Origin of the sequence: Butyrivibrio sp. INlla18 (assembly GCF_900103635.1) — a bacterium.
In the GTDB taxonomy this organism is placed as follows: Bacteria; Bacillota; Clostridia; order Lachnospirales; family Lachnospiraceae; genus Butyrivibrio.
Window position 1 is genome coordinate 128,467 of record NZ_FMXK01000005.1, and the last position, 21,285, is coordinate 149,751.

The 21,285-nt window shown below is 39.4% G+C and carries 17 protein-coding genes; 5 read left to right on the forward strand and 12 right to left on the reverse strand.

Going from position 1 to position 21,285, the window contains the following annotated elements:
• Nucleotides 1-845 precede the first annotated feature (845 nt).
• The 3 genes from BLS24_RS03395 to trkA form a co-directional block, all read right to left on the reverse strand.
• A complete protein-coding gene (locus BLS24_RS03395) occupies nt 846-1,430 on the reverse strand; it encodes a hypothetical protein (protein ID WP_091756152.1) in 585 nt (194 codons plus the stop codon).
• A 113-nt stretch (nt 1,431-1,543) separates the two neighbouring features.
• On the reverse strand, nt 1,544-2,989 hold the full coding sequence (locus BLS24_RS03400; protein ID WP_091756154.1) for a TrkH family potassium uptake protein: 1,446 nt from the start codon (nt 2,987-2,989) through the stop codon (nt 1,544-1,546).
• Between the two features lie 3 nt (nt 2,990-2,992).
• Entirely contained in the window at nt 2,993-4,354 is a 1,362-nt protein-coding gene (gene trkA / locus BLS24_RS03405) for a Trk system potassium transporter TrkA (protein ID WP_091756157.1), read from the reverse strand.
• A gap of 142 nt (nt 4,355-4,496) precedes the next feature.
• On the opposite strand from trkA, the gene bilS reads away from it, so the two are divergent.
• On the forward strand, nt 4,497-5,039 hold the full coding sequence (gene bilS, locus BLS24_RS03410) for a flavodoxin family protein BilS (protein ID WP_091756159.1): 543 nt from the start codon (nt 4,497-4,499) through the stop codon (nt 5,037-5,039).
• A 31-nt stretch (nt 5,040-5,070) separates the two neighbouring features.
• On the opposite strand, the gene BLS24_RS03415 is transcribed toward bilS, so the two are convergent.
• From BLS24_RS03415 to BLS24_RS03430, 4 genes are all read right to left on the reverse strand, one after another.
• Nucleotides 5,071-5,673 (reverse strand): DcrB/PsbP domain-containing protein, encoded by a 603-nt coding sequence (locus BLS24_RS03415; protein ID WP_091756161.1) that lies wholly within the window; start codon nt 5,671-5,673, stop codon nt 5,071-5,073.
• Between the two features lie 13 nt (nt 5,674-5,686).
• The gene (locus tag BLS24_RS03420; RefSeq protein ID WP_091756163.1) at nt 5,687-7,297 is read right to left on the reverse strand and encodes a hypothetical protein; all 1,611 of its coding nucleotides are present in this window, start codon (nt 7,295-7,297) and stop codon (nt 5,687-5,689) included.
• Nucleotides 7,298-7,369: 72 nt separating this feature from the next.
• Complete coding sequence (locus BLS24_RS03425; RefSeq protein WP_091756165.1) at nt 7,370-9,253, reverse strand: threonine--tRNA ligase; 1,884 nt, start codon at nt 9,251-9,253, stop codon at nt 7,370-7,372.
• A gap of 90 nt (nt 9,254-9,343) precedes the next feature.
• Nucleotides 9,344-9,850 (reverse strand): SEC-C metal-binding domain-containing protein, encoded by a 507-nt coding sequence (locus BLS24_RS03430; protein WP_071176796.1) that lies wholly within the window; start codon nt 9,848-9,850, stop codon nt 9,344-9,346.
• 152 nt (nt 9,851-10,002) lie between these two features.
• Here BLS24_RS03430 and BLS24_RS03435 point away from each other — a divergent pair, with 152 nt between their 5' ends.
• From BLS24_RS03435 to BLS24_RS03445, 3 genes are all read left to right on the forward strand, one after another.
• On the forward strand, nt 10,003-10,989 hold the full coding sequence (locus BLS24_RS03435; RefSeq protein ID WP_091756167.1) for an ABC transporter substrate-binding protein: 987 nt from the start codon (nt 10,003-10,005) through the stop codon (nt 10,987-10,989).
• Between the two features lie 151 nt (nt 10,990-11,140).
• Complete coding sequence (locus BLS24_RS03440) at nt 11,141-12,673, forward strand: hypothetical protein (RefSeq protein ID WP_176764317.1); 1,533 nt, start codon at nt 11,141-11,143, stop codon at nt 12,671-12,673.
• Nucleotides 12,674-12,683: 10 nt separating this feature from the next.
• Nucleotides 12,684-13,493, forward strand: coding sequence for a hypothetical protein (locus BLS24_RS03445; RefSeq protein WP_091756171.1), 810 nt, complete (start codon nt 12,684-12,686; stop codon nt 13,491-13,493).
• Between the two features lie 64 nt (nt 13,494-13,557).
• Here BLS24_RS03445 and BLS24_RS03450 read toward each other — a convergent pair whose 3' ends face one another.
• Nucleotides 13,558-14,784 carry an LL-diaminopimelate aminotransferase gene (locus tag BLS24_RS03450; protein ID WP_091756173.1) on the reverse strand — a complete coding sequence of 409 codons (1,227 nt, stop codon included), beginning with the start codon at nt 14,782-14,784 and terminating at the stop codon, nt 13,558-13,560.
• A 395-nt stretch (nt 14,785-15,179) separates the two neighbouring features.
• Between BLS24_RS03450 and dapF the strand changes: the two genes are divergently transcribed.
• A complete protein-coding gene (gene dapF, locus BLS24_RS03455) occupies nt 15,180-16,091 on the forward strand; it encodes a diaminopimelate epimerase (RefSeq protein WP_091756175.1) in 912 nt (303 codons plus the stop codon).
• Nucleotides 16,092-16,144: 53 nt separating this feature from the next.
• Here dapF and BLS24_RS03460 read toward each other — a convergent pair whose 3' ends face one another.
• From BLS24_RS03460 to BLS24_RS03475, 4 genes are all read right to left on the reverse strand, one after another.
• Nucleotides 16,145-18,013, reverse strand: coding sequence for an ABC transporter ATP-binding protein (locus BLS24_RS03460; protein WP_242872221.1), 1,869 nt, complete (start codon nt 18,011-18,013; stop codon nt 16,145-16,147).
• A 1-nt stretch (nt 18,014) separates the two neighbouring features.
• Nucleotides 18,015-19,823 carry an ABC transporter ATP-binding protein gene (locus BLS24_RS03465; RefSeq protein ID WP_091756179.1) on the reverse strand — a complete coding sequence of 603 codons (1,809 nt, stop codon included), beginning with the start codon at nt 19,821-19,823 and terminating at the stop codon, nt 18,015-18,017.
• 92 nt (nt 19,824-19,915) lie between these two features.
• Nucleotides 19,916-20,578, reverse strand: a complete 663-nt coding sequence (locus BLS24_RS03470; RefSeq protein WP_091756181.1) for a sensor histidine kinase — start codon at nt 20,576-20,578, stop codon at nt 19,916-19,918.
• Nucleotides 20,579-20,582: 4 nt separating this feature from the next.
• Entirely contained in the window at nt 20,583-21,281 is a 699-nt protein-coding gene (locus BLS24_RS03475; protein ID WP_091756183.1) for a LytR/AlgR family response regulator transcription factor, read from the reverse strand.
• Nucleotides 21,282-21,285: the final 4 nt, after the last annotated feature.

The following is a 21,285-nucleotide window of genomic DNA, read 5'->3' on the forward strand; positions in this document are numbered from 1 at the left end:
CCACGGAGGGTGAGGAAAGGGCATCGGCACGCCTAAACGCACTCTCTCCCTGCAAATATTACCTGCATCTACTCTTTCTCTTAACTTGCAGGTAACTTTCTCAGCATTCACGCTCCATCCTCCCGCAAATCTTTACCTGCACCTACCCTTTCTCTTAGCTTGCAGGTAATATTCTCAGCCTTCTGGCTCTTCACCTCCCACAAATTTATACCTGCATTTGCTCGTTCACTTGACTTGCAGGTAATATTCTCAGCCTTCTGGCTCCATCCTCCCGCAAATCTTTACCTGCAATTACTCTTCTACTTAACTTGCAGGTAATATTCTCAACCTTTAGGCTCCATCCACCCGCAAATCTTTACCTGCATCTACCCTTTCTCTTAGCTTGCAGGTAATATTCTCGGCCTTCCGGCTCTCTCCTCCCACAAATTTATACCTGCATTTGCTCGTTCACTTGACTTGCAGGTAATATTCTCAGCCCTTAGGCTCCATCTCCCCGGAAATCTTTACCTGCATTTGCTCGTTCACTTGACTTGCAGGTAATATTTTCGACATCAATGCTTCATCTCCTCGCAAATCTTTACCTGCATCTACTCTTTGCCTTGACTTGCAGGTAACAGAGGCTCGCCGCCAAGGCACTCCTACTCCTTAATTGGCTTAACTACCGAATATTTAAAAGGCTAGGGCTGTCAATCCTGTGCGAAGCGCACCGCAAAGCGGCTTGGGATTGACTACCCTAGCTTTTTAAATAAAATTCCCAGCGCCAATTAAGGATAGCGGGGCAAACAAAAACTCCAGAACAAGTTCATCACCTGCTCTGGAGCAATAATCTAAATTATTTGACTTGATCACTCGGTAACATACTCTGCCATTGCAGCCTGTGCACTACTGATATCAGTTGTTGAGAGTGTGTAGTTCTGAAGTATGTTTGTCTCAAACGCAACACTACCAGCCTCTGAAACTGTCACTTCAGCATACTCCTTGTAGCCAACTTCCTTGTTACCTGTAAGAACGTACACGCTATCCCCCGCCTGAACGTCCATAGTAACTAAAATAGTTGCATCTGAATTGAGTATTGCATTATTACTGAATTTGATCTTGTATGTTCCAGGATAAAAAGCATCCTGAATCTTTGTTAAAGTCCCACTATATGGGAGAATTCCGTTTTCGTCGTAAACCGTAACTCTTTGTGTAAGCCTAACTAAATCTTCATCTTCCCCTGAAGATTCTGTCAAAGAACTGCTATCGCCATTCTCATCCTGTGCCAATAAGTCTTTGAAATTCTCTTCGGCGCTCTCACAATAAACGCTCTTAGAGTCTTCCGCGTTGACATTTGAATCAGTCTTCGCATATATCACCGTTGCTGCGAAGAAACCTACCCCAAATAAGACGGTAGTAAGGACGATAAGCGCTAATTTTCTAGCTTTTGTCATCTTTTACCCACCTGTATAATATTTTATTTCACAAAGCCTACTAAATATTATCACACTTTGGACACATTTATCAACAGAAAAAGTTATAAAAATTTTATATTTATTTTAGATTTTTATTTACTCCAAGTCTTTGGTTTTATCATTATGTAAATTGGTAACAGCTCAAGTCTTCCAGCAAGCATATCAAACATAAGGACAATCTTGGATAAATAAGAGAACTCTGAGTAATTACCCATAGGTCCTACCATTCCAAGGCCAGGTCCGATATTGTTAAGTGTAGCTGCAACTGATGTAACTGTTGTCTGGAAATCAAAGTTATCAAGTGCTACAACCAAAGTTGAAGCAATGAATGTTACAACATAAAGTCCAAGGTAAGCTGAAACAGATTTAACTGTTGTGCCCTCTACTGTATGTCCGTCCATATAAACTCTTTTAACAGCCTTTGGATGAACAAGGTAGTTGAGTTCATTTCTAGCATTTCTGATTATGATGATGGCTCTTGAGAACTTAAATCCACCACCTGTTGATCCGGCGCAGGCACCTACCAAAGACAAGATACAAAGTATCATTTTGGAAAGCATAGGCCATTTATCAAAGTCCAAAGTTCCAAAACCAGTTGTAGTCATTACTGATGTAACTGCAAATAAAGCATGATGGAATGATAATCCAGCACTATCAAGTACGCCAGCTCTGTAGATGTTAAGTGAAATAACTGCTGCCGCGATCAGCATTACTCCAAAGTAATACTTAACTTCGTCAATAGCAAAGGCTTCCTTTGGCTTTCTGTTTAAAAGGAAATAGTAAACAGTAAAGTTAACACCGCAAAGTGCCATGAATACTATGATGATTGCCTGGCTGATAGTTGAGTATCCGCCAATACCAGCATTGTTAACAGCAAATCCACCAGTTCCTACTGTAGAAAAAGAAATAGTGACCGCATCATAGATTGGAAGTCCTGAGATAAAGAGGCAGATGATCTCTGCCAATGTAATTCCAAGATAAATAAGGTAAAGGATCTTAGCTGTGTCTTTTACCTTAGGAACGATCTTACCTACTACTGGTCCAGGGCTCTCTGCTCTCATAAGATGCATGCTATATCCATCAGCCATAGGTACTACAGCAAGAAGGAATACCAAAACGCCCATACCACCGATCCAGTGAGTGAAGGTTCTCCAGAACTGTACGCTCTTCTCGATTCCATCCATAGAAGTAAGGATACTACCTCCAGTTGTTGTGAAACCTGAGATTGTCTCAAAAAGAGCATCAATATAATTTGGAATAGTTCCTGTCATAACAAATGGGACAGCGCCAAGTAAACTCATAAGTATCCAAGCAAGAGCTGTGATAGTAAAGCCCTCTTTGGCATAAATAACTTTACTCTTTGGCTTTAAATGTGATCCCACTATGCCTATGATCAAGGTTACTACGATTAGCAGGAAAAATGACTCAGCACTGTCATATTCCTTGTAAACAAGAGCCACCAGAAATGGCAACATCAAAAGACATCCCATTACCCTGATGATCCTAAATAAGATGTATCTGACCATCGAATAGTTCATTTTTTAGTTCTCCAGTATATCGCTTATATCTTTTAATCCTGTATTAGTTGTTACAACGATTACAGAATCTCTTTCTCTGATAACGCTTTCTCCAGTAGGAGATATAAGTTCACCATAGTGATTTATAGCAGCGATCAGAATGCCCTTCTTGAGCTTCATCTGTGCAAGAGGAATACCGATAACTGGGCTGTCCTTGCTAACGATGAATTCAAGTGCCTCAACCTTCTCATCGTTGAGTCTGTAGAGAGCTTCAATATTACCGTCCTGAGAAGCTGATCTGCCACGAACAAACTGAACAATTCTATCTGCTGTAATGTTCTTTGGATAGATGATACTTCCAATTCCAAGAGAACCAATGATATCGCCATAGTTAACTCTATGAACCTTGGTAATAAGCTTAGCTTTAGGGTTGATGCTCTTAACGTACATAGAGAGCATGATATTTTCCTCATCAAGGTTTGTAAGAGCAACAAAAGACTCTACGCTTGTAACGCCCTCTTCCATGAGCATATCCTTGTCGGTACCATCACCGTTAATGATAAGTGCCTGAGGAAGAAGTTCTGAAAGCTCCTTGCATCTAGCTGCATCTCTTTCAAAGATAGTAACCTTGATACCAAGGGAAAGAAGATGACCTGCAAGATAGTAGCTGGTCTCTCCACCACCAACAATGATTGTTGAATGAACCTTGGCTGTTGGAAGACCAAGTTTTCTAAAGAAGTGCATTGTATTGCGACTTTCTCCGATGATAGTGATCTCATCGCCTGCGCGCAGGATAAAGTTACCGTCAGGAATATAAACTTCACTTCCTCTGGAAACTGCAGTAATTACGACCTGTTTTTTTAGTTCAGGAGGAATATCTCTAAGAGCCTTGTCACAAAGCTTTGAATCCTCATCAATTACTAGTTTTACAAGCTCTGCCTTACCTCTAAAGAAAGTCTCAACCTTTGTGGCAGAAGGGAATTTGAGAAGTCTCTCAGCCTCATTTGCTGCTGCCTCTTCTGGGTTGATGACCATAGAAAGGCCAAGTTCTTCTTTGATGAAGTTGATCTCTTTCTTGTAGATAGGATTACGAACTCTGGCAATAGTGTGGCAATTACCAGCTTTTTTGGCTATAAGGCAGCACAAAAGATTGAGCTCGTCAGAATTAGTAACGGCGATCATAAGATCAGCGGTTTCAATTCCAGCATCCTTCATCATGGAGTAACTGGCACCATTTCCAACTAATCCCATTACATCGTAGCTATTAACTACATTCTGAACTACACTGCTCTTTTCTTCTATAACAGTGATATCATGTCCCTCTTTGCTAAGCTGCTGTGTTATTGTCTGTCCTACATTTCCGCAGCCCACAACGATAATCTGCATAACATTCCTCCAAGCACTACATAAAAATACTAATTAATTATATTGACATAAATTGTTTTAATCAACTTTTTATACTTCTTTATCGGCATTTCATTGCATTAAATCCAGTATCTACCTACAATTAGAGTGTCGGAGGTGATAAATGATCACTAATCTCGTGGCGTATTCCAGTGAGACTGGAAACACAAAACTCCTTGCAGAGGAGATATACTATTATCTTCCTGATTCCATGGGCACTAAAGATATCGTCAATATTCGCTCATGGAATGGTACTCTTTTTGCCGAAAACTACTTTATCGGCTTCTGGATCAACCGCGGTTCCTGCTCTCTTGAGATCATCGACCTGATTTCCTCTATCAAAGAATCAAATGTTGCTTTCTTTGGCACTTGTGGCCTTGGCAACACCGATGATTATTACAAAAGGATCGAGCAAAATACCAAAGTCTGGCTTCCTGACAGCAACACCTTCCTGGGTTCATACTTCTGCCAAGGCAGAATGCCTATGGAAATTCGTGACAGATATGAAGCCTGCAGAGGCAAGTGCGACGATGCCAAGATTGATCATATGCTGGAATGCTTTGACAACGCCTATAATCACCCTGACAGTCAGGATATATATAGAACTCACCAGTTCGTAGATAATTGCCTAAAAAAGGCTCCTAAAAAGGAATTTGCACCTGTATGACATATTCCTTAAAGAGCCAATTTGTAGTGTATTATTTTACGTGAATAGTGGCAATGCTCTTTTCAAATAAAGCTTCGCAGTCATCATCTTCTGCTCGCTGATATGTTATGGTAAATGTTCTGTACTTTGAAAGAACAATTACAACAGTCTGATGAATCTTTTCTTCTCCAGATTTCTGATATTCTGATACTACCTTATATCCTGGAAAGCCATCAATCTCAACATTTTCAAAAGAAGTAACGGATAATCCCACATCCTCACCATACGCCTTGTTATAAGACTGTGACATTATCTCTAAATACTTATCTTTGGTAAGCTTTTCTGTGTTATCAACAACCGCCTCAGCAATAGCCTCTGGATGCTCTTCTTTTTCCCTATTGGTCAGCACAATATCGTTGCCGTTGTACAGGACATTATAGGCGATCATTGATGATTCCATAGGATAATTCCTGTTTAAAAAGAGGTCTTTTTCCTCTCCTGGAACAAAATCGGTAGGTATTACAAATGAGCAATGATGCGCTTCTTTTAAATCCTCTTCTACCATAGCATTTGCAACTTTTGAGCTAGATAGCGCTGCTACCAGTACAAGGGCAAATGTCATAACGCATCCTGCTACAATCTTAGCCTTTTTCATAAACACTCCTAAATCACAAGCTTAGTTCAAATACGTCGAACCAGTATCTCTCCATCAGATAACTTCCAAGATTTTCTGATGTGATACCATAATCATTATACCATTCTTCAAGCAGTACTTCTCTGCTATTAAAGCTTCCAAGGAAAAGAACTTTTTTACCTGATAAAAGATAATTCTCAATATCTATGGAATCCTCAATAGTGTAGAGGCCAGTTCCCATTTCTTTTACCAAAGTTTCTGGTTCTGCGTAGTAAAGGTATATTCCATACTGATCCTCGGAAGATGCACCGCTGTTGAGATAGTAATCAAGTAGTCCCTGCACATGGTCAAAGTTGCTGATGATAACAGTGTCCGGATCAAGGCTTGCAAAAAACTCCAGGGTCTTGTCCATATTTACTTGTCTGTACTTTTCATTGCCGATAAAGGCCTTAAAATCTACACACCCAACTATAACAACTATGACTGTAAAGAGACAATAGGATATCTTTAACACTTTTTTGGCAGAATTCTTAAAATATTCCCCTATGCCAATGGCCACAGCCAGATAAAAGCATCCAAGGGCCGGTATCATGTACCTGTTAGCAAACACAGGTCTTAAAAGGATCGATACCACGATTCCAAAGACTACAAGTACTGGAAGCACTAGAAATGCAAAGAACTGCTCGCAGCTTTCTATCTCTTTTCCCTTGATAAACTTCATAAATGAAAGGACAAATAGCGCTGCCACAAAAAGGAACATGATAACTGCAAGGACTACCGTCACCTTAGAATTACTAAAATATCCGCTAAATAGATATTTGATGCCGCTTCCAAAGGATCTAAGTCCCACAGGCTGTATCCAGTAGTTGCCGCTTACCTGCTTGACCTGTGATAAAAGAGCTGATATCCATGGAATATATGAAACTACCGTGAGATTTCCACAAATGATCAGCATTGCAAAGGCTTTAGCCCCAAGTTTACCCTTGTGATCAGGGTCCTTCATGTTTTTAAGATATGTAACCAGCATCCAAATGAAAATGATGCCATAAATAATGCCTACAGAAATTGCTGCATAGTAGTGAGTGTAAGCAGCTGCCGTTCCGTAAAGCCACAATGCAAAGCCGTTTCCTATGTCCCACTTAGCCTTGCCTTCTAGCATATCTCTCATGAGATTAAATCCATGCAAAAGAGCTGCTGTCACAAAAAACAGCGCCCAGGTATACATTCTGATTTCTGTTGTGTACTCAGGAAGAGCTGGCATACTAACTACCATGAAGCTAAAGAGCCCCGCTGTAAGTAGCCCGAAGTGCTTTCTGATAACAGTCATGGAATAGATAAATAAAAGAATAAGAGGCACTATAGATACCAGCTTGGCGATTATCTCAAGTGGAACTCCTGTGCCCTTACCAAAGAACACAAGAAAGCCCTTAAGTATCAGGTAGTAAAGAGGCGGATGGACATCTCTTGCTGTGCGGCTCACAAGCTCAGCTACAGATGAGTTTGCAAATCTCATTGAAAAGAGCTCGTCATACCATATGTCTGTGGACATAGATAGGAAAAATGAGCGCACAAGAAAAAAGCATGCCAATATGAACAGCGCCATGCCTATTATCTTATCTATGTTACCTTTGACTTTTTCTTTCATCTTTTCCTCGTAAATAGGCACAGCTTTTCGTTGCTGTGCCTATCAATAGTCTTACTGTTTATTTAATGTCTATTAAGCTTCGTATGAATCAATGAGCTCAAGTGGACGCTCTTCGTTCATCTTCTTGCACATTGCTACAAGTGCATCAAGAGGAACGTTCTGGATCTGCTTGTTAGAACCACGTACATTGATTGATACAGTTCCTTCTGCAGCTTCCTTGTCACCGATTACAAGAATGTATGGATCCTTGTAGTTCTTGAACTTCTTGATCTTCTCTTTCATGTTGTTGTCTGAGTAGTCAGCCTCAACACGAATACCAGCCTTGATAAGAGCATCTTCTACCTTCTTGGCATACTCATTGTGCTCTACTCTGATAGGAACGATACCTACCTGATATGGGCTGAGCCAGAATGGGAATACACCCTTGAAGTTCTCGATGATGATACCGATGAATCTCTCAAGTGAACCGTAGATAGCTCTGTGGATAACTACAGGCATCTGCATTGTTCCGTCCTGAGCCTGGTATGTAAGGCCAAAGTTATGAGGAAGCTGGAAGTCAAGCTGTACAGTACCGCACTGCCATTCTCTTCCAAGAGCATCCTTGATCTGAAGGTCGATCTTTGGTCCGTAGAACGCACCATCACCTTCGTTGATCTCATATCCACCCTCGCCGTACTTCTCGTCAAGGATTTCCTTAAGAGCAGCCTCAGCTCTGTTCCAAACCTCGATGTCTCCCATGAAGTCATCTGGTCTTGTTGAGAACTCAGCTCTGTATGTAACACCGAATGTTGAGTAGATCTCATCTGCGATTGCGATTACATCTGCAATCTCATCCTTGATCTGTGATTCCATTACGAATGTATGGTCATCGTCCTGACGGAATTCCTGAACACGGAAAAGACCATTCATCTGTCCTGACTTCTCCTTACGGTGAAGTACATCGTACTCACTGTAACGGATAGGAAGCTCTTTATAAGAGTGGTTTGTTCTCTTATATGTCATCATGGCATTAGGACAGTTCATAGGCTTAGCTGCCATTGTGTCGTTCTGCTCACGATTATAGATTACAGAACCAGCCTGAATCTTAATGTTCTGTGGCTCTTCTGTAGGCTCGTTGATATTCTCAAGTACGCCTGGAATCTCAGCGTCAGCCTTAAGCCATCCTGAAACACCTGGTACCATGAACATATTGTTTACATAGTGAGCCCAGTGTCCACTGATAAGCCATAGCTTCTTGTTATTTACTAAAGGAGCAGCTATCTCTGTGTAGCCGTGTCTCTCCTGAACTTCTCTTGAATACTTAAGAAGTGCCTGGTACATCTTCCATCCTCTTGGAAGCCAGTATGGCATACCAGGTGCAGTTTCATCGAACATGAAAAGATCAAGCTCAGCACCAATCTTCTTGTGATCGCGCTCTAATGCTTCCTGAATAAGCTTGATGTGCTTCTTGAGCTCATCCTTGCTTGGGAAAGCATAAAGATAAATTCTAGAAAGCTGATCTCTCTTCTCGTCGCCTCTCCAGTATGCTCCAGATGCAGCCTTGATCTGATAAGCTGCATTCATGAGTTCCTGTGAGTTCTCAACGTGAGGTCCGCGGCAAAGATCTACATAATCATCGCCTGTATAATAAACTGTAATTGTCTCTCCCTCTGGAAGATCATTGATAAGTTCAGTCTTGAACTTCTGATCCTTGAACATTTCAAGTGCTTCCGACTTTGAAACCTCTTTACGTGTCCAGTTCTCTTTTCTCTTGATGATCTCGCGCATCTTGTCTTCAATAGTCTTGAAGTCATCCTGAGTTACAGCCTTAGGAAGTACAAAATCATAGTAGCAACCATCGTCGATCTGAGGTCCGATTGCATACTGAACTTCCTTGCCATAAAGCTCGATAACAGCCTTGGCGAGAACATGTGCCAGTGAGTGACGATATACTTCTAAATACTCTTCTTTATTCATTTGTTTTTCCTTTCGTGCTACCCCAACCGGGAGCAGCCTCTTTCTAATATAATATTTTAATTAAGAGCTATGTTTAATGGCTCAAAATTATCACTTATTTTTGCCGTGGCACTTCTTGTACTTTTTGCCACTTCCGCATGGACATGGATCGTTAGGATAAACCTTCTCTTCTTTTCTGATTGTGTGAGAAGCCTTCTCCTCTTTGTAAAGGGCCTTTCTCTTGTCCTCATCAAAGATTGCTTCCCATTCAGGAAGGTTGTAAAGCCAGTCAGCACCAGCATTTACCATGTTCTTGTAAAGAAGCTCCTTGTCAAAGCCAAGGTTAACCTCTGTATCCTCTTCCATATCATCAATAGGGTTCTGCTCTTTCAAGCTGTCGTTGATTCCATCAAGGAAACCAACCATAGTCATAAGATCAACGCCGTACTTGTCAGCGAGCTCCTTAACTGTTCCCTTTACAACTTCATCAGGATTCTTTAAAAGAACTGCGTAGATATCACGCTCTTTCTGGAAATATTCTGTCCATAATTTCTGAAGACTTCCCTTATCTGCAGTCTCAGAATATGCCATATCACGCCACTTTTTTAATAATGCCATAATTACTACCTCTGTTTCTCAAATGAATTTAATAATAAAGAACATTTTAATATATTTGCAAAGATATGTAAACCGCATAAAATAGTAAGTGGTGATGAAATATCGTACTAAAAAGCGACATCAAAAATCTATATCACCATGGGGGAATAAATATGAAAAAGACTAGTTCTTTAGGCTTGAAATGTATCTTGTTACTCTTATCTTTGCTTCTTTTGATAGGTTGTCAAAAGAACTCTTCGGCTACATTTGACAATACCACGATCCGGGTAGCATCACTAAAAGGTCCCACAACAATTGGTCTTGTAAATCTCATGGATGAGGCTTCTAGAGAAGAATGTGAGCACTCCTATGAATTCACAATGTACACACAAGGTTCAGACATCATGGCAGCTATGGCAGCCGGCGATATAGACATAGGCCTTGTACCTGCAAACGTAGCTGCAGTCATGAATAACAAAGTTGAAGGCGGCGTCGCTGTAATAGATATCAACACTCTCGGAGTTCTCTACTGCGTATCAGGAGATGAATCTATAAAGTCCATTTCTGATCTATCAGGTAAGACAGTCTACACAACTGGCCAGGGCTCAACTCCTGAATACACCATAAGATACTTGTTATCCCAAAACGGCGTAACTGATTGCACTCTTGAATTTAAGTCAGAAGCTACAGAAGTTGCAGCTTTTCTAGCAGAAGACCCAAGTGGGGTCGCAATACTTCCTCAGCCCTTTGTTACTGCTGCTCTTACTCAAAACCAAGAGCTTAAGATAGCTTTTTCTCTAGATGATGAATGGAACAAGGTAAACACTGACTGCCGCATGGTCACAGGTGTGACGGTTGTCAGAAAAGACTTCTTAGAAAACCACAAAGAGCTGGTAAACGCCTTTATCAAAGATCATGAAGCAAGCACCAAGAAAGTATCAGAAGATCTGGAGGGCACGGCTGGTCTTGTAGTTCAGCAAGGCATCATCGCCAAGGAGCCTATAGCCCTTATCGCAATTGGCAACTGTAACGTCTGCTGTATCCACGGAAAAGAGCTAAGGAAACCCCTTGAAGGATACCTAGAAGTTCTATACAAACAAGATCCAAAGTCAGTTGGCGGAAGCCTTCCACCAGATGAGTTCTACTATACAGGTAAATAAATATATTCTCAAAACCTCATTAAGTTTTTCTTAATGAGGCTTTTTTTTGAAAAAATTCATTATTTTCTGATTAATTATTAAATTTTCAGACAAATATGACGATATATCGTTTGTAGGGGTTTTTAGTTTTTCTCATCATCAAAAGGAGGGTATGATGAAAGCAAAAAGATATATTGGGGTATTTTTATCAGTTGTTACAACATGTTTTATCGTGCTATCAGATGCAAACACTTTAAATGTTTCTGCTACAGAAAGCACTGCTACTACCATCGATGAAGCCTATCCTGAAATAGAGCAAATCGAATCATCTGAAACATCAGATACTAGCAGTCACTCATGTAGCATAGATAGTTTCGATCTTTCTTTACAAACTCAGGGCTTTTCACTATTTTCAGAAACAGCGGAGGCAAACGAGCCTGATAACACAGACCCAAACGGAGCCTACGTAGTTTCCAACGAAAATGTTTTTCAAGGGAATCTCGGACAAACAAATGAAATGAGATGGTACGCTTTCATACTTGACCAGGACAGCAAAGTCACAATAGAGCTACAAAGTGTATCTGATGTAGATGCTGATCTTTACCTATTTGCGCTTGACCAAGAATCTTATCAGTTATCACTGATCGGAGGTAGCGCCACTGAAGGAAACGGCATACACGAACAATACAAAGGAATACTTAATTCAGGAATCTATTATTTCGCTGTAAGTGCATATGCTGGCTCAGGGCAATATGCATTTGCATTTTACTCAACAGATGATACACAAAATGAAATAAATGATGCAGTTGATAACGCATCATCGATAGGTCTAAATGAAACTATTAGTGGCAAGATTGATTCTCCATATGATATAGACTATTACGTATTTTCAGTAGATTCTTCTGCTATAATATCTATACCAATGGACACTCTCGATTATGAAGCAAACATTGCAAGTTTAGATTCTACTTCCCATGCTTATCATATTTCTAATGTGGATCCTATATACGAATTCACACCAGGAACATATTGCATCTACATTTTTAGTTCAACAGGTAAGTACAGTAGTTCTGATACCTATACGATTACCACAAATAAAATAGCTAACGTAGCAGACAATTCTAAAGCTTTCTATTTTATGGTGAATGATGCAGCCAACATCGTATTTCAATGCGATAGTACAGGTGGAAATATGTATGTAAATAGCCATCCAATTGATGTAAGCTACTCATTTAAAGGTTCTGCTTCTGATTCTACTGGACGACGAGAATATGATATTTCAATGACGAATGATTCTGTAATAAAAGCCAAAATATTTCAGGATCAATTCACAGATGATGCTGAAAAATCCGTATACTTAGGAATGGATATGCCAGATACTGTAGAGTATATGTGGGGTACCAAAGGAACTGGTGTTACGGGAAATCTTCTTGATTTATCAATTTATTCAACTCTACCCGTAAGATTTTATCACATTCATTGCATTTGTACTGGAGCTTATAAAGACTACAAATTCTGGCAAGATTTAAATTTTGCAACTGTTTTCATAGATCCAAATACAGGTAAATTAGTAGATATCTATCATATCAATTATCTGTATGACATAGCTGCAAGCTCTGATAATATGAAATTTTTCCGTCCTTATAGCAAAAACACAAAATACTACTATCCTTATTACAATGGTAAAGAGCCAGAACAGTGGTAGGAGGCAATCAATGAAAATTGCATCATCATTCAACAAAGACATAAATTTATTTGAGAACAAGTTAAGCGCACCACATACTAATCAAGTACAAAAGCCCCAAGCTAGTAAAGATGTTGAACTGAATATTTCTAATGAAGGTCTAGATGAATTACGAAAAAGCGCTCAAAAACTAATGCCTGATATAGATACTTCAAAAGAAGTTCTTTGGACAGTAGAAAACACTAACGAAGTTGAATTTGAACACTATATGACTATGCGACATCTATGTTCAGAAAAATATGAGTCAATTAGAAAAAATGAAAATCGAGAAGAAGATATTAATGATGTCATGAAAAGTATAATGGAGACTTATGAAACGCTTTATTTAAATATAGTTGACGCTCATAAAGATGGAGACCGTGAAGCTAATTATAAACTCAGTGGGAAAGAACATATTTCTCTTGAAAAAGATCTTGATGGTTTAAATAAAGCATATAATCGTTTTCTTTCAGATTTGCAAGGTTATATTACGTGTCTACAATCAAATAAGCAGTTTTCAACAAGTGGAATGCGTGGTGAAATAGATAGCTATTTCAGAAGAATGGGGTTACCTGAACCTCAATTTTCAAAAGCTCATATTCAGGATTATGATCCGAGTTATAACTATTTTGATAAAAGTTATAATGATTCCGTTAATTCTATTATGATAGATGCTAGAAACAGCTTTTTAGGAATGGTACATTCTTCAAATTACTCGAAAGGAATGGGCCTTAGCCATTTAATTAAACTAATGAATTCCAATGTTAAGTTCATCGAAGGAACAAAAAAGCTATTCTCTTAGCCACCTAAAAATCAATGACACAAAAAGAGGCTCAATTGAGCCTCTTTTCTTATCTATTCATACATTATAGTCTCTTAATTCTCTCTAATGCTTCTACGCTGTTCTCATAGCTTCCGAAAGCTGTAAGTCTGAAGTAATGCTCTCCACTTGGTCCAAAGCCTGATCCAGGAGTACCTACAACATTTGCATTTTCAAGAAGGTGGTCAAAGAACTCCCAGCTTGTCATGTTGTTTGGTGTATGAAGCCATACATATGGTGAATTCTTGCCACCGTACACTTCGTAGCCTGCATCCTTAAGTCCATTGTAGATATAAGTAGCATTCTTCATATACTTACTAACCATATCTTTTATCTGAGCCTTACCTTCAGCTGAGTAGCAAGCCTCTCCTGCTCTCTGTACTACATATGGAGCTCCGTTGTACTTGGTTCCATGTCTTCTAGCCCAGAGTCTGTGCATCTCCACTTCCTCACCATTAAACTTAACCTTAAGATCATGAGGAATGATGGTAGCGCCGAGACGAAGACCAGTAAATCCAGCATTCTTAGAAAAAGACCTAAGCTCTATAGCGCAGGTTCTAGCTCCTTCGCACTCAAAGATAGAGTGAGGAATATTATCCTGTGAAATATATGCTTCATAAGCCGCATCAAATATGATAACTGCTCCAACCTTATTAGCATAGTCAACCCATACCTGAAGCTGATCCTTTGTGATAGCCTCACCTGTTGGGTTATTTGGGAAGCACAGATAGATAAGGTCTGGTGTTTCCTTTGGAAGTTCAGGTGCAAAGTTATTTTCAGCTGTACATGGCATATAGATAACGTTACTCCAGATTCCACTTTCTTTATCATAATCTCCACATCTACCAGCCATAACGTTTGAATCTACGTATACTGGGTAAACTGGATCGCAAACTGCTATCTTAGAGTCTTTTGCAAAGATCTCCTGAATGTTGGCTGAGTCGCTCTTAGCTCCATCAGAGATAAAGATCTCATCATCAGCGATATCGCAACCTCTAGCTCTAAAGTCATTCTCTGCCATGGCGTGTCTAAGGAACTCATAGCCAAGGTCTGGAGCATAGCCTCTGAAAGTACTCTCGCTTGCCTGCTCATCTACTGCTTTATGAAGTGCATCGATAACAGCTGGGCAAAGTGGCTGAGTAACATCACCAATTCCGAGGCGGATGATCTTTTTATCTGGATTAGCCTCTTGATAAGCATTAACTTTCTTAGCAATAGTGCTAAACAAATAACTTCCTGGTAACTTCAAATAATCCTCATTTGGTCTGAACATATATTGGCCTCCCGATAAGTGATAGTTAGTTGTGGTCTTATGCGTTTGGATGACGCTTTCGCTCTGCGAAAAACGTAGCGGTACTAAGCTGGTAAAAAACACCAGCAAGTACCGACGTTTTTCAAAGCATCCAAATCACATAAGACCATCAACTAACTTAGCAATTAATCCAATAGACATGCAATTAAAAACAATTTTATAACATCTAATTGCGTGACTATAATAAACTAGAGAATATGATATAACAAATTTGTATCATTGTATACAAATTTCTTGTATTTTTATTCTGGAACAGATAGTATAGCAATATACATGCTAATTGGTGTGTTTGATTTATGTAAACGAAATGGTTTTGTATGAATATACAACTTATCATTATATAGAGGAGAATGCGTATGAAGTTTACTAAGATGCAGGGCTGTGGAAATGATTATGTATATGTTGATGGTGGGAGTGAAAAGATTTCTCAGGAAAAGAAATCTGATCTTGCCATAAAGGTGTCTGACAGGCATTTTGGAATTGGTTCAGATGGACTTATCTTTATAAATCCTGTTGAAGATGATGATATAGATTTTGAGATGGAAATGTACAACGCTGATGGATCAAGGTCTGAGATGTGCGGCAATGGTATCAGATGCGTTGCTAAATATGTATATGATAAGGGGCTTACTGACAAGAAGAAGCTTACTATCGTGAGTGCTGGTAAAAAGAAATATATTGACCTGACAGTTGGCTCTGACAATAAGGTTGAGAGCGTTAAAGTTGATATGGGTGCTCCTATCCTTGATGCCGAGACTGTTCCTGTAAGTGTTCCAGAAGAAAAGCTTACTTCTTCTGACAAGTACCAAGAACTTAAAGATAAATATGGTCACCTTGCAGTAGATGTTCCAATTACAGTTGATGGAAAACAGTGGCATATGACCTGCGTATCAATGGGTAATCCGCATGCAGTAGTCTTCCTTCCTGAGGGAATGGATCTTGCTACCTTTGATATTGAAAAGATCGGCCCACAGTTTGAAAATCATGAGTATTTCCCAAGACGTGTAAATACTGAGTTCGTTACTATTGATGATAAAAACAATGTTCATATGAGAGTCTGGGAACGCGGAACAGGCGAAACTCTTGCCTGCGGTACAGGTTGCTGCGCAACAGCTGTTGCCTGCATCTTAAACGGCCACACAGACACCTCTATAACAATCCACGTCCTTGGCGGCGACATCAAGTGCAGCTGGGACAAGAATCCTTCCTCCTCTGTAATCATGGAAGGTCCTGCTACAACAGTATTTGATGGAGAAATTGAAATTTAATACTTCTTTTTTATAAGCAAAAGACCGCCATATGGCGGTCTTTTTGATATTCATTATTCTTGTTCTACATAATACTGTGCCTGGGCATTCCAGAGTTCGTAGTACTTTCCAGCATGATCTTCAAGGAGTTTCTCGTGTGTTCCCTTTTGGATAACCTGTCCTTCACCAAATACAGCTATCTCGTCGCAGAACTTACATGATGACAATCTATGAGAAATATAGATTGCTGTTTTATCACCAGAGATATCATCGAACTTGCTGTAAATCTCAGCTTCTGCTATAGGATCAAGAGCAGCTGTTGGTTCATCAAGGATGATGAATGGAGCGTCTTTATATAATGCTCTTGCTATTGCAATCTTTTGGGCTTCTCCGCCAGAAACATCGATTCCATCATCAGAAAGGTCCTTATATATCATGGTATCTAGTCCCTTTTCTAGACTTTCAAGCCTCTCGCCAAATCCAGCATCTACTAATGCTTTATACGCTCTATCTCTATCATAATCCGCGTTACCAGCTACATTTGCTCCTATTGGCTGACAAAGAAGCTGGAAATCCTGAAATACAATAGAGAAGATATCCATGTAATCATCATATTTGTATTTTCTGATATCAATACCATTTAAAAGTATCTGTCCTTCCTGAGGATCATATAAACGACACAATAGCTTTATGAATGTAGTCTTTCCGCTTCCATTCTCTCCAACGATCGCAAGTCTCTGTCCAACCTTAAATTTCATATTTACGTGTCTTAGAGACCAAACATCTGATCCTGGATATTTGAATGATACATCTTTAAACTCAATCTCATAATTCCTATCACTACGCTTTTCTGTAGTAAGAGAGCCCTGATACATGGCATTTGGAATATCGAGGAATTCAAAGGTTTTGTCCAAATAGCTTGTATTCGTCTCCATAAGAGAGATAAGTTCTGTGAACGCAAAGATGTTTCCTATCATCGCAGTAGCTGCTCCAACATACTGAGTTACACTTCCTACGTCAAAGGCTCCAGCCCACGCTTTTAAGCATGTAAATACATAGACAAAACCAGTAATAAGCACTGTCATACATACTCCCATGCTAGAACAGATGCCCATTTTCCCCATAAACATCTTTCCCAAAGGGCCATCCACTCCGAAAACAGAATTTCCATCCCAATAGGCTGCAACTAAGCCTTGCTGATCATTCATTCGTATATCTACACTGCGCTTTTTATCAAGTCCTATGAATCCAAAGTGCCAAAATAAGCGATTCCCAAGAGTTGCAAAATCAGCATAATTACTCCAAGACTTTTGTGCTATACCAGAAAGCTTTCCCGAAAAGACACTAATTCCCACCATAACAGCAGCAAAAATCAATATAAATATAGGATTATTCAAAATTACCAGCCGTCCAGCTGTCTTTGGAACAGGAGAAGTAAAAAGTGTTACAGTGAGCGTAATTCCACTTATCATACCTATCATTCCCGTAACAAAACGTTCATAAGCTCTTTGGGATCTCATAAGTCCCCAACTCGCCCAGTTCTCATTTTGTTTGATCTGCGCCCTCAGGTCATGATTTTCCTGTTTATCAAGTTCAGAGAAATCCAAAGAAAACATCTTGTGAATAAAAAGAATTTCTTTTCTTCCCCATAAGTCATTTAATAGCGTTTCATGTCTTTGCTTCAAAAAGGCATTCATGACTGCTAATACGCAAGTGCAGATAGTTCCTGCAATTACCCAATTCCATAACACTTCTTCTCTTCTAAGTCCAGCTAATTCCTTTAATATCTGAGCTGAGAAAAAAACTGTTATATACGGCGATACTGCTTCAAAAATGCACTTTACTGTCAAAAGGGGGAAATAGCTCTTTTGCACTCTATGGAGTTCTCTGACACCGCGAAGATTCATTGCTATGGCATGTCTAAAATCTACTTTTTTCTTCATATTAGAACTCCTTTCCTTCTTGATAATAACGGCTTTGTACTTCAAAGAGCTGGGCATATTCACCGCCAAGGTTCATAAGGCTCTCATGAGTACCCTCTTCTTTGATTCCTCCATCTGCCACAAAGATGATACGATCACAAAATCTTGTTGAAGCAAGCCTGTGAGAAATAAATAGTGAAGTCTTTCCTTCTGACATTTCACCATATTTCATGTACATATCATTTTCTGCTATAGGATCAAGTGCAGCTGTAGGCTCATCAAGAAGTAATATTGGGCCATCTTTATAAAGAGCTCTAGCCAGCATCAAACGCTGTGTCTCTCCCCCAGAAAAAAGAACACCATCCAAATAAACATCTCTTCCAATATGCGTCTCTAGCCCCTTTGGAAGTTTTTCTATGTTAGAAGTTAGTCCTGCAAGATCAATGCATTTTTTTATCTTCTCATAATCAATATTCTCTTTAGTTTGGGCAATCTCTTCAGCTACTGTTACATCAACTATAGAAAAATCCTGGAACACAGCGCTAAATAGCCTGTAGTATTCTCTTCGATTGAAGTCTCGTATATCTCTTCCATTTAGAAGTACACATCCCTCTGTAGGATCAAGCAGTCCACACAAAAGCTTTACAAGAGTTGTTTTACCAGCCCCATTAAGGCCTACGATTGCCAGCTTTTCACCTGGCTTAATCGTGAGATTAACATCATGTATAGTGTCCTCACTTGCACCTGGATATCTATAAGACACACCTGATAACTGAAGTTCAAATTCTTTATATTCAGGTATCTTTAAACCATCTTCAAATTTGAATGGTTCTGGGTAATCCAGATATTCACGTAGTCGTGATATATCCATACCATGTTTATGCAGCTTACTAAGATCCTTTAGTACTCCCATTACCCATGTGGTAAAGGTTGTAACTGCCGCAAAATATAAAACAAACTCTGAGACGCTAAGTCCCTCATTCAAAGTCATCTTGATAAGATAGAAATAGGCAATTCCATTTCTTGCCATAGTAAGAACTGCTTCCACAACTTCTGCAAGCACTTCAGCTTTTTCGCATCGGAAAGCATAAGCAAGGTATGCGTCATGAACTTTATCAAGTAAGTCGTTAAGCCAGTTCTGAAGTCCAAATATTCGGATGTCTTTTGCAAGCTCTACAGACTCTGCTTTTCTTCTGATATATGACTTCTTCAGATAATACTTTTCTTCTTCATCTCTATGTGCATAGCGCCAGTTGTTTGTATATCTGGATACCACAAAGCCTGCAAGACATGTAACAATTATCACAAGCAAGATCACAGGATCAATTTTAGATAAAATAGACAGATATATTATGAGTCCGCCAATATTTGTTAGAAGCTCAGTCAAGGTCTGCCAGATTTCTTCTGTTGCCTGTTCATTATCATTTGTAGCCTGATATGCCTTATCTCTAAGCTTTTGAAAATCTTCTTTAAGAGTATTTGAATACGAAGTCATATTACTCTTGAGCGTGACCTTGCTAATTATAGCTGATCGAACGTCTACTCTTGGAAATAGCGAATTCTGAGTGAAATAATGCATCAGTCCACGAAGTATAAAAATAGCTGCTGTAAAGAGTCCTATTGTGGACAATAATGCTCCAATTGAAGCTCTCTGTTCGATGCGTAAAAGAACTTTTGGTGCAATATACAACTGTGCCAGATTATAAGCCACTTCCAATGCTGCAGAAATAATGCAAAAGAAAATAGCTCTTTTGCCAGCTTTCCAAGCCACCTTTAACATCCACCAAACATTTTGGAGAGTATTATATTTAGGTTTTTCTTTATTATTCATAGCTGTTTGTCTCCTCTCCCACATATCATGCCACAAAAAAAGTCCCCGGATTTCTCTGGGGACGAATTGTTATTCTCAGGTGATGAATTGCTTTATACCTGTGGCAGGAGTATTTCCGTAGTAAAAGCTCCATCTTCACTATTTCTACTTATATAGCCATCAAGGCGTTCCACAATAGTGTCAATACGAACAAGTCCAAATCCGTGGCCTTCGCCCTTGGTAGTACTAAATAGATTTCCTCTTTTAGTGAGCTTCTTTTCCGCAGTGAAATTCGTAAAAGAAATGTATAATTGAGTATTCTTCATATCCATATAGACACGTATAAGTCTGTCTTCTTCAGGTAGCTTCACACTTGCCTCTATAGCATTATCAAAAAGATTACCAATTATACAGCAAAGATCTATCTCAGACATATTAAGCTTAACCGGAATATGCGCATCAGCAATTACCTTTATTCCCTTAGATTTTGCTAAAGATATCTTAGAATTAAGGATTGCATCTGTCATGGCATTGCCAGTCTTGATAACTGTATCAACAGTAGTAAGGTCTTCGTCAAGAAGATCCAAATATTTGCTGATTGCTTCCCAGTCTCCAGCAGCTGCATATGCTTTCATTGTCTGGATATGGTTGCGATAGTCATGCCTCCAGCCACGTATTTGGCGATACATATTATCAACTTCTCTGTAGTGTGTCTCAATCAGTTCATGTTGATAGGTAGCAATCTGTTTATCAATTTTCTTTGAAAAGAATCCCATTCTCTTACCCCATGTTGATTATAGCACGGTTAACTCCATCATATGCGCCTCTGGGTAGATGAATCAATGTTCCATCACTTAACTTGATATCACTTTTGGTCACACGGCTGATCTGAGTCAGATTAACGATTGCCGAACGTCCAACTCGATAAAATCTATCATCAAGCTGCTTTTCAACTTCACCAAGTGTCATCTTGACTGTTAACTCTTGCTGAGCATGGATGGTAACGTAGTTTCCATATACCTCAACATATTTAATCTGATATATAGGAACACGTACCATTTCACCATTTACTTCATAATTCAATACTTTCTCATTCTTTTGGAGCTTTTCAGATGCTCTGCTCAATACAGATAACAGCTTATCCTCTTTTACAGGCTTCATGAGATAGTGAAGAGCTGCTACTTCATACCCTTCCGCAATATAGTCAGAATATCCGGTAATAAAGACTATCTGAATGTTCTCGTTGACTCTCCTAAGCTTCTTGGCAAGTGTCACTCCATCCATGCCATCCATTTCTATATCTAACAGGATGATGTCATAGTCATTCTCGTCTTCGTATTTAAATAAAAAACTCTCCGCAGATGGGAACTCATCAACATGGACCATGTAGCCATTATCCTTGGCCCAATGACAGACCATGTCACTTACGTACTTTCTATCTATATCTGAGTCGTCACAGATTGCAATCTTATATCCCATCTAG

What these genes read in the sequence shown, in the direction of transcription:
- BLS24_RS03475 (WP_091756183.1), bottom strand. Translation starts at nt 21,281, where the DNA reads ATGGGATATAAGATTGCAATCTGTGACGACTCAGATATAGATAGAAAG.
- BLS24_RS03425 (WP_091756165.1), bottom strand. Translation starts at nt 9,253, where the DNA reads ATGAATAAAGAAGAGTATTTAGAAGTATATCGTCACTCACTGGCACAT.
- BLS24_RS03395 (WP_091756152.1), bottom strand. Translation starts at nt 1,430, where the DNA reads ATGACAAAAGCTAGAAAATTAGCGCTTATCGTCCTTACTACCGTCTTA.
- bilS (WP_091756159.1), top strand. Translation starts at nt 4,497, where the DNA reads ATGATCACTAATCTCGTGGCGTATTCCAGTGAGACTGGAAACACAAAA.
- BLS24_RS03400 (WP_091756154.1), bottom strand. Translation starts at nt 2,989, where the DNA reads ATGAACTATTCGATGGTCAGATACATCTTATTTAGGATCATCAGGGTA.
- BLS24_RS03445 (WP_091756171.1), top strand. Translation starts at nt 12,684, where the DNA reads ATGAAAATTGCATCATCATTCAACAAAGACATAAATTTATTTGAGAAC.
- BLS24_RS03420 (WP_091756163.1), bottom strand. Translation starts at nt 7,297, where the DNA reads ATGAAAGAAAAAGTCAAAGGTAACATAGATAAGATAATAGGCATGGCG.
- BLS24_RS03415 (WP_091756161.1), bottom strand. Translation starts at nt 5,673, where the DNA reads ATGAAAAAGGCTAAGATTGTAGCAGGATGCGTTATGACATTTGCCCTT.
- BLS24_RS03440 (WP_176764317.1), top strand. Translation starts at nt 11,141, where the DNA reads ATGATGAAAGCAAAAAGATATATTGGGGTATTTTTATCAGTTGTTACA.
- BLS24_RS03430 (WP_071176796.1), bottom strand. Translation starts at nt 9,850, where the DNA reads ATGGCATTATTAAAAAAGTGGCGTGATATGGCATATTCTGAGACTGCA.
- BLS24_RS03435 (WP_091756167.1), top strand. Translation starts at nt 10,003, where the DNA reads ATGAAAAAGACTAGTTCTTTAGGCTTGAAATGTATCTTGTTACTCTTA.
- BLS24_RS03460 (WP_242872221.1), bottom strand. Translation starts at nt 18,013, where the DNA reads ATGAAGAAAAAAGTAGATTTTAGACATGCCATAGCAATGAATCTTCGC.
- BLS24_RS03470 (WP_091756181.1), bottom strand. Translation starts at nt 20,578, where the DNA reads ATGGGATTCTTTTCAAAGAAAATTGATAAACAGATTGCTACCTATCAA.
- BLS24_RS03450 (WP_091756173.1), bottom strand. Translation starts at nt 14,784, where the DNA reads ATGTTCAGACCAAATGAGGATTATTTGAAGTTACCAGGAAGTTATTTG.
- dapF (WP_091756175.1), top strand. Translation starts at nt 15,180, where the DNA reads ATGAAGTTTACTAAGATGCAGGGCTGTGGAAATGATTATGTATATGTT.
- BLS24_RS03465 (WP_091756179.1), bottom strand. Translation starts at nt 19,823, where the DNA reads ATGAATAATAAAGAAAAACCTAAATATAATACTCTCCAAAATGTTTGG.
- trkA (WP_091756157.1), bottom strand. Translation starts at nt 4,354, where the DNA reads ATGCAGATTATCGTTGTGGGCTGCGGAAATGTAGGACAGACAATAACA.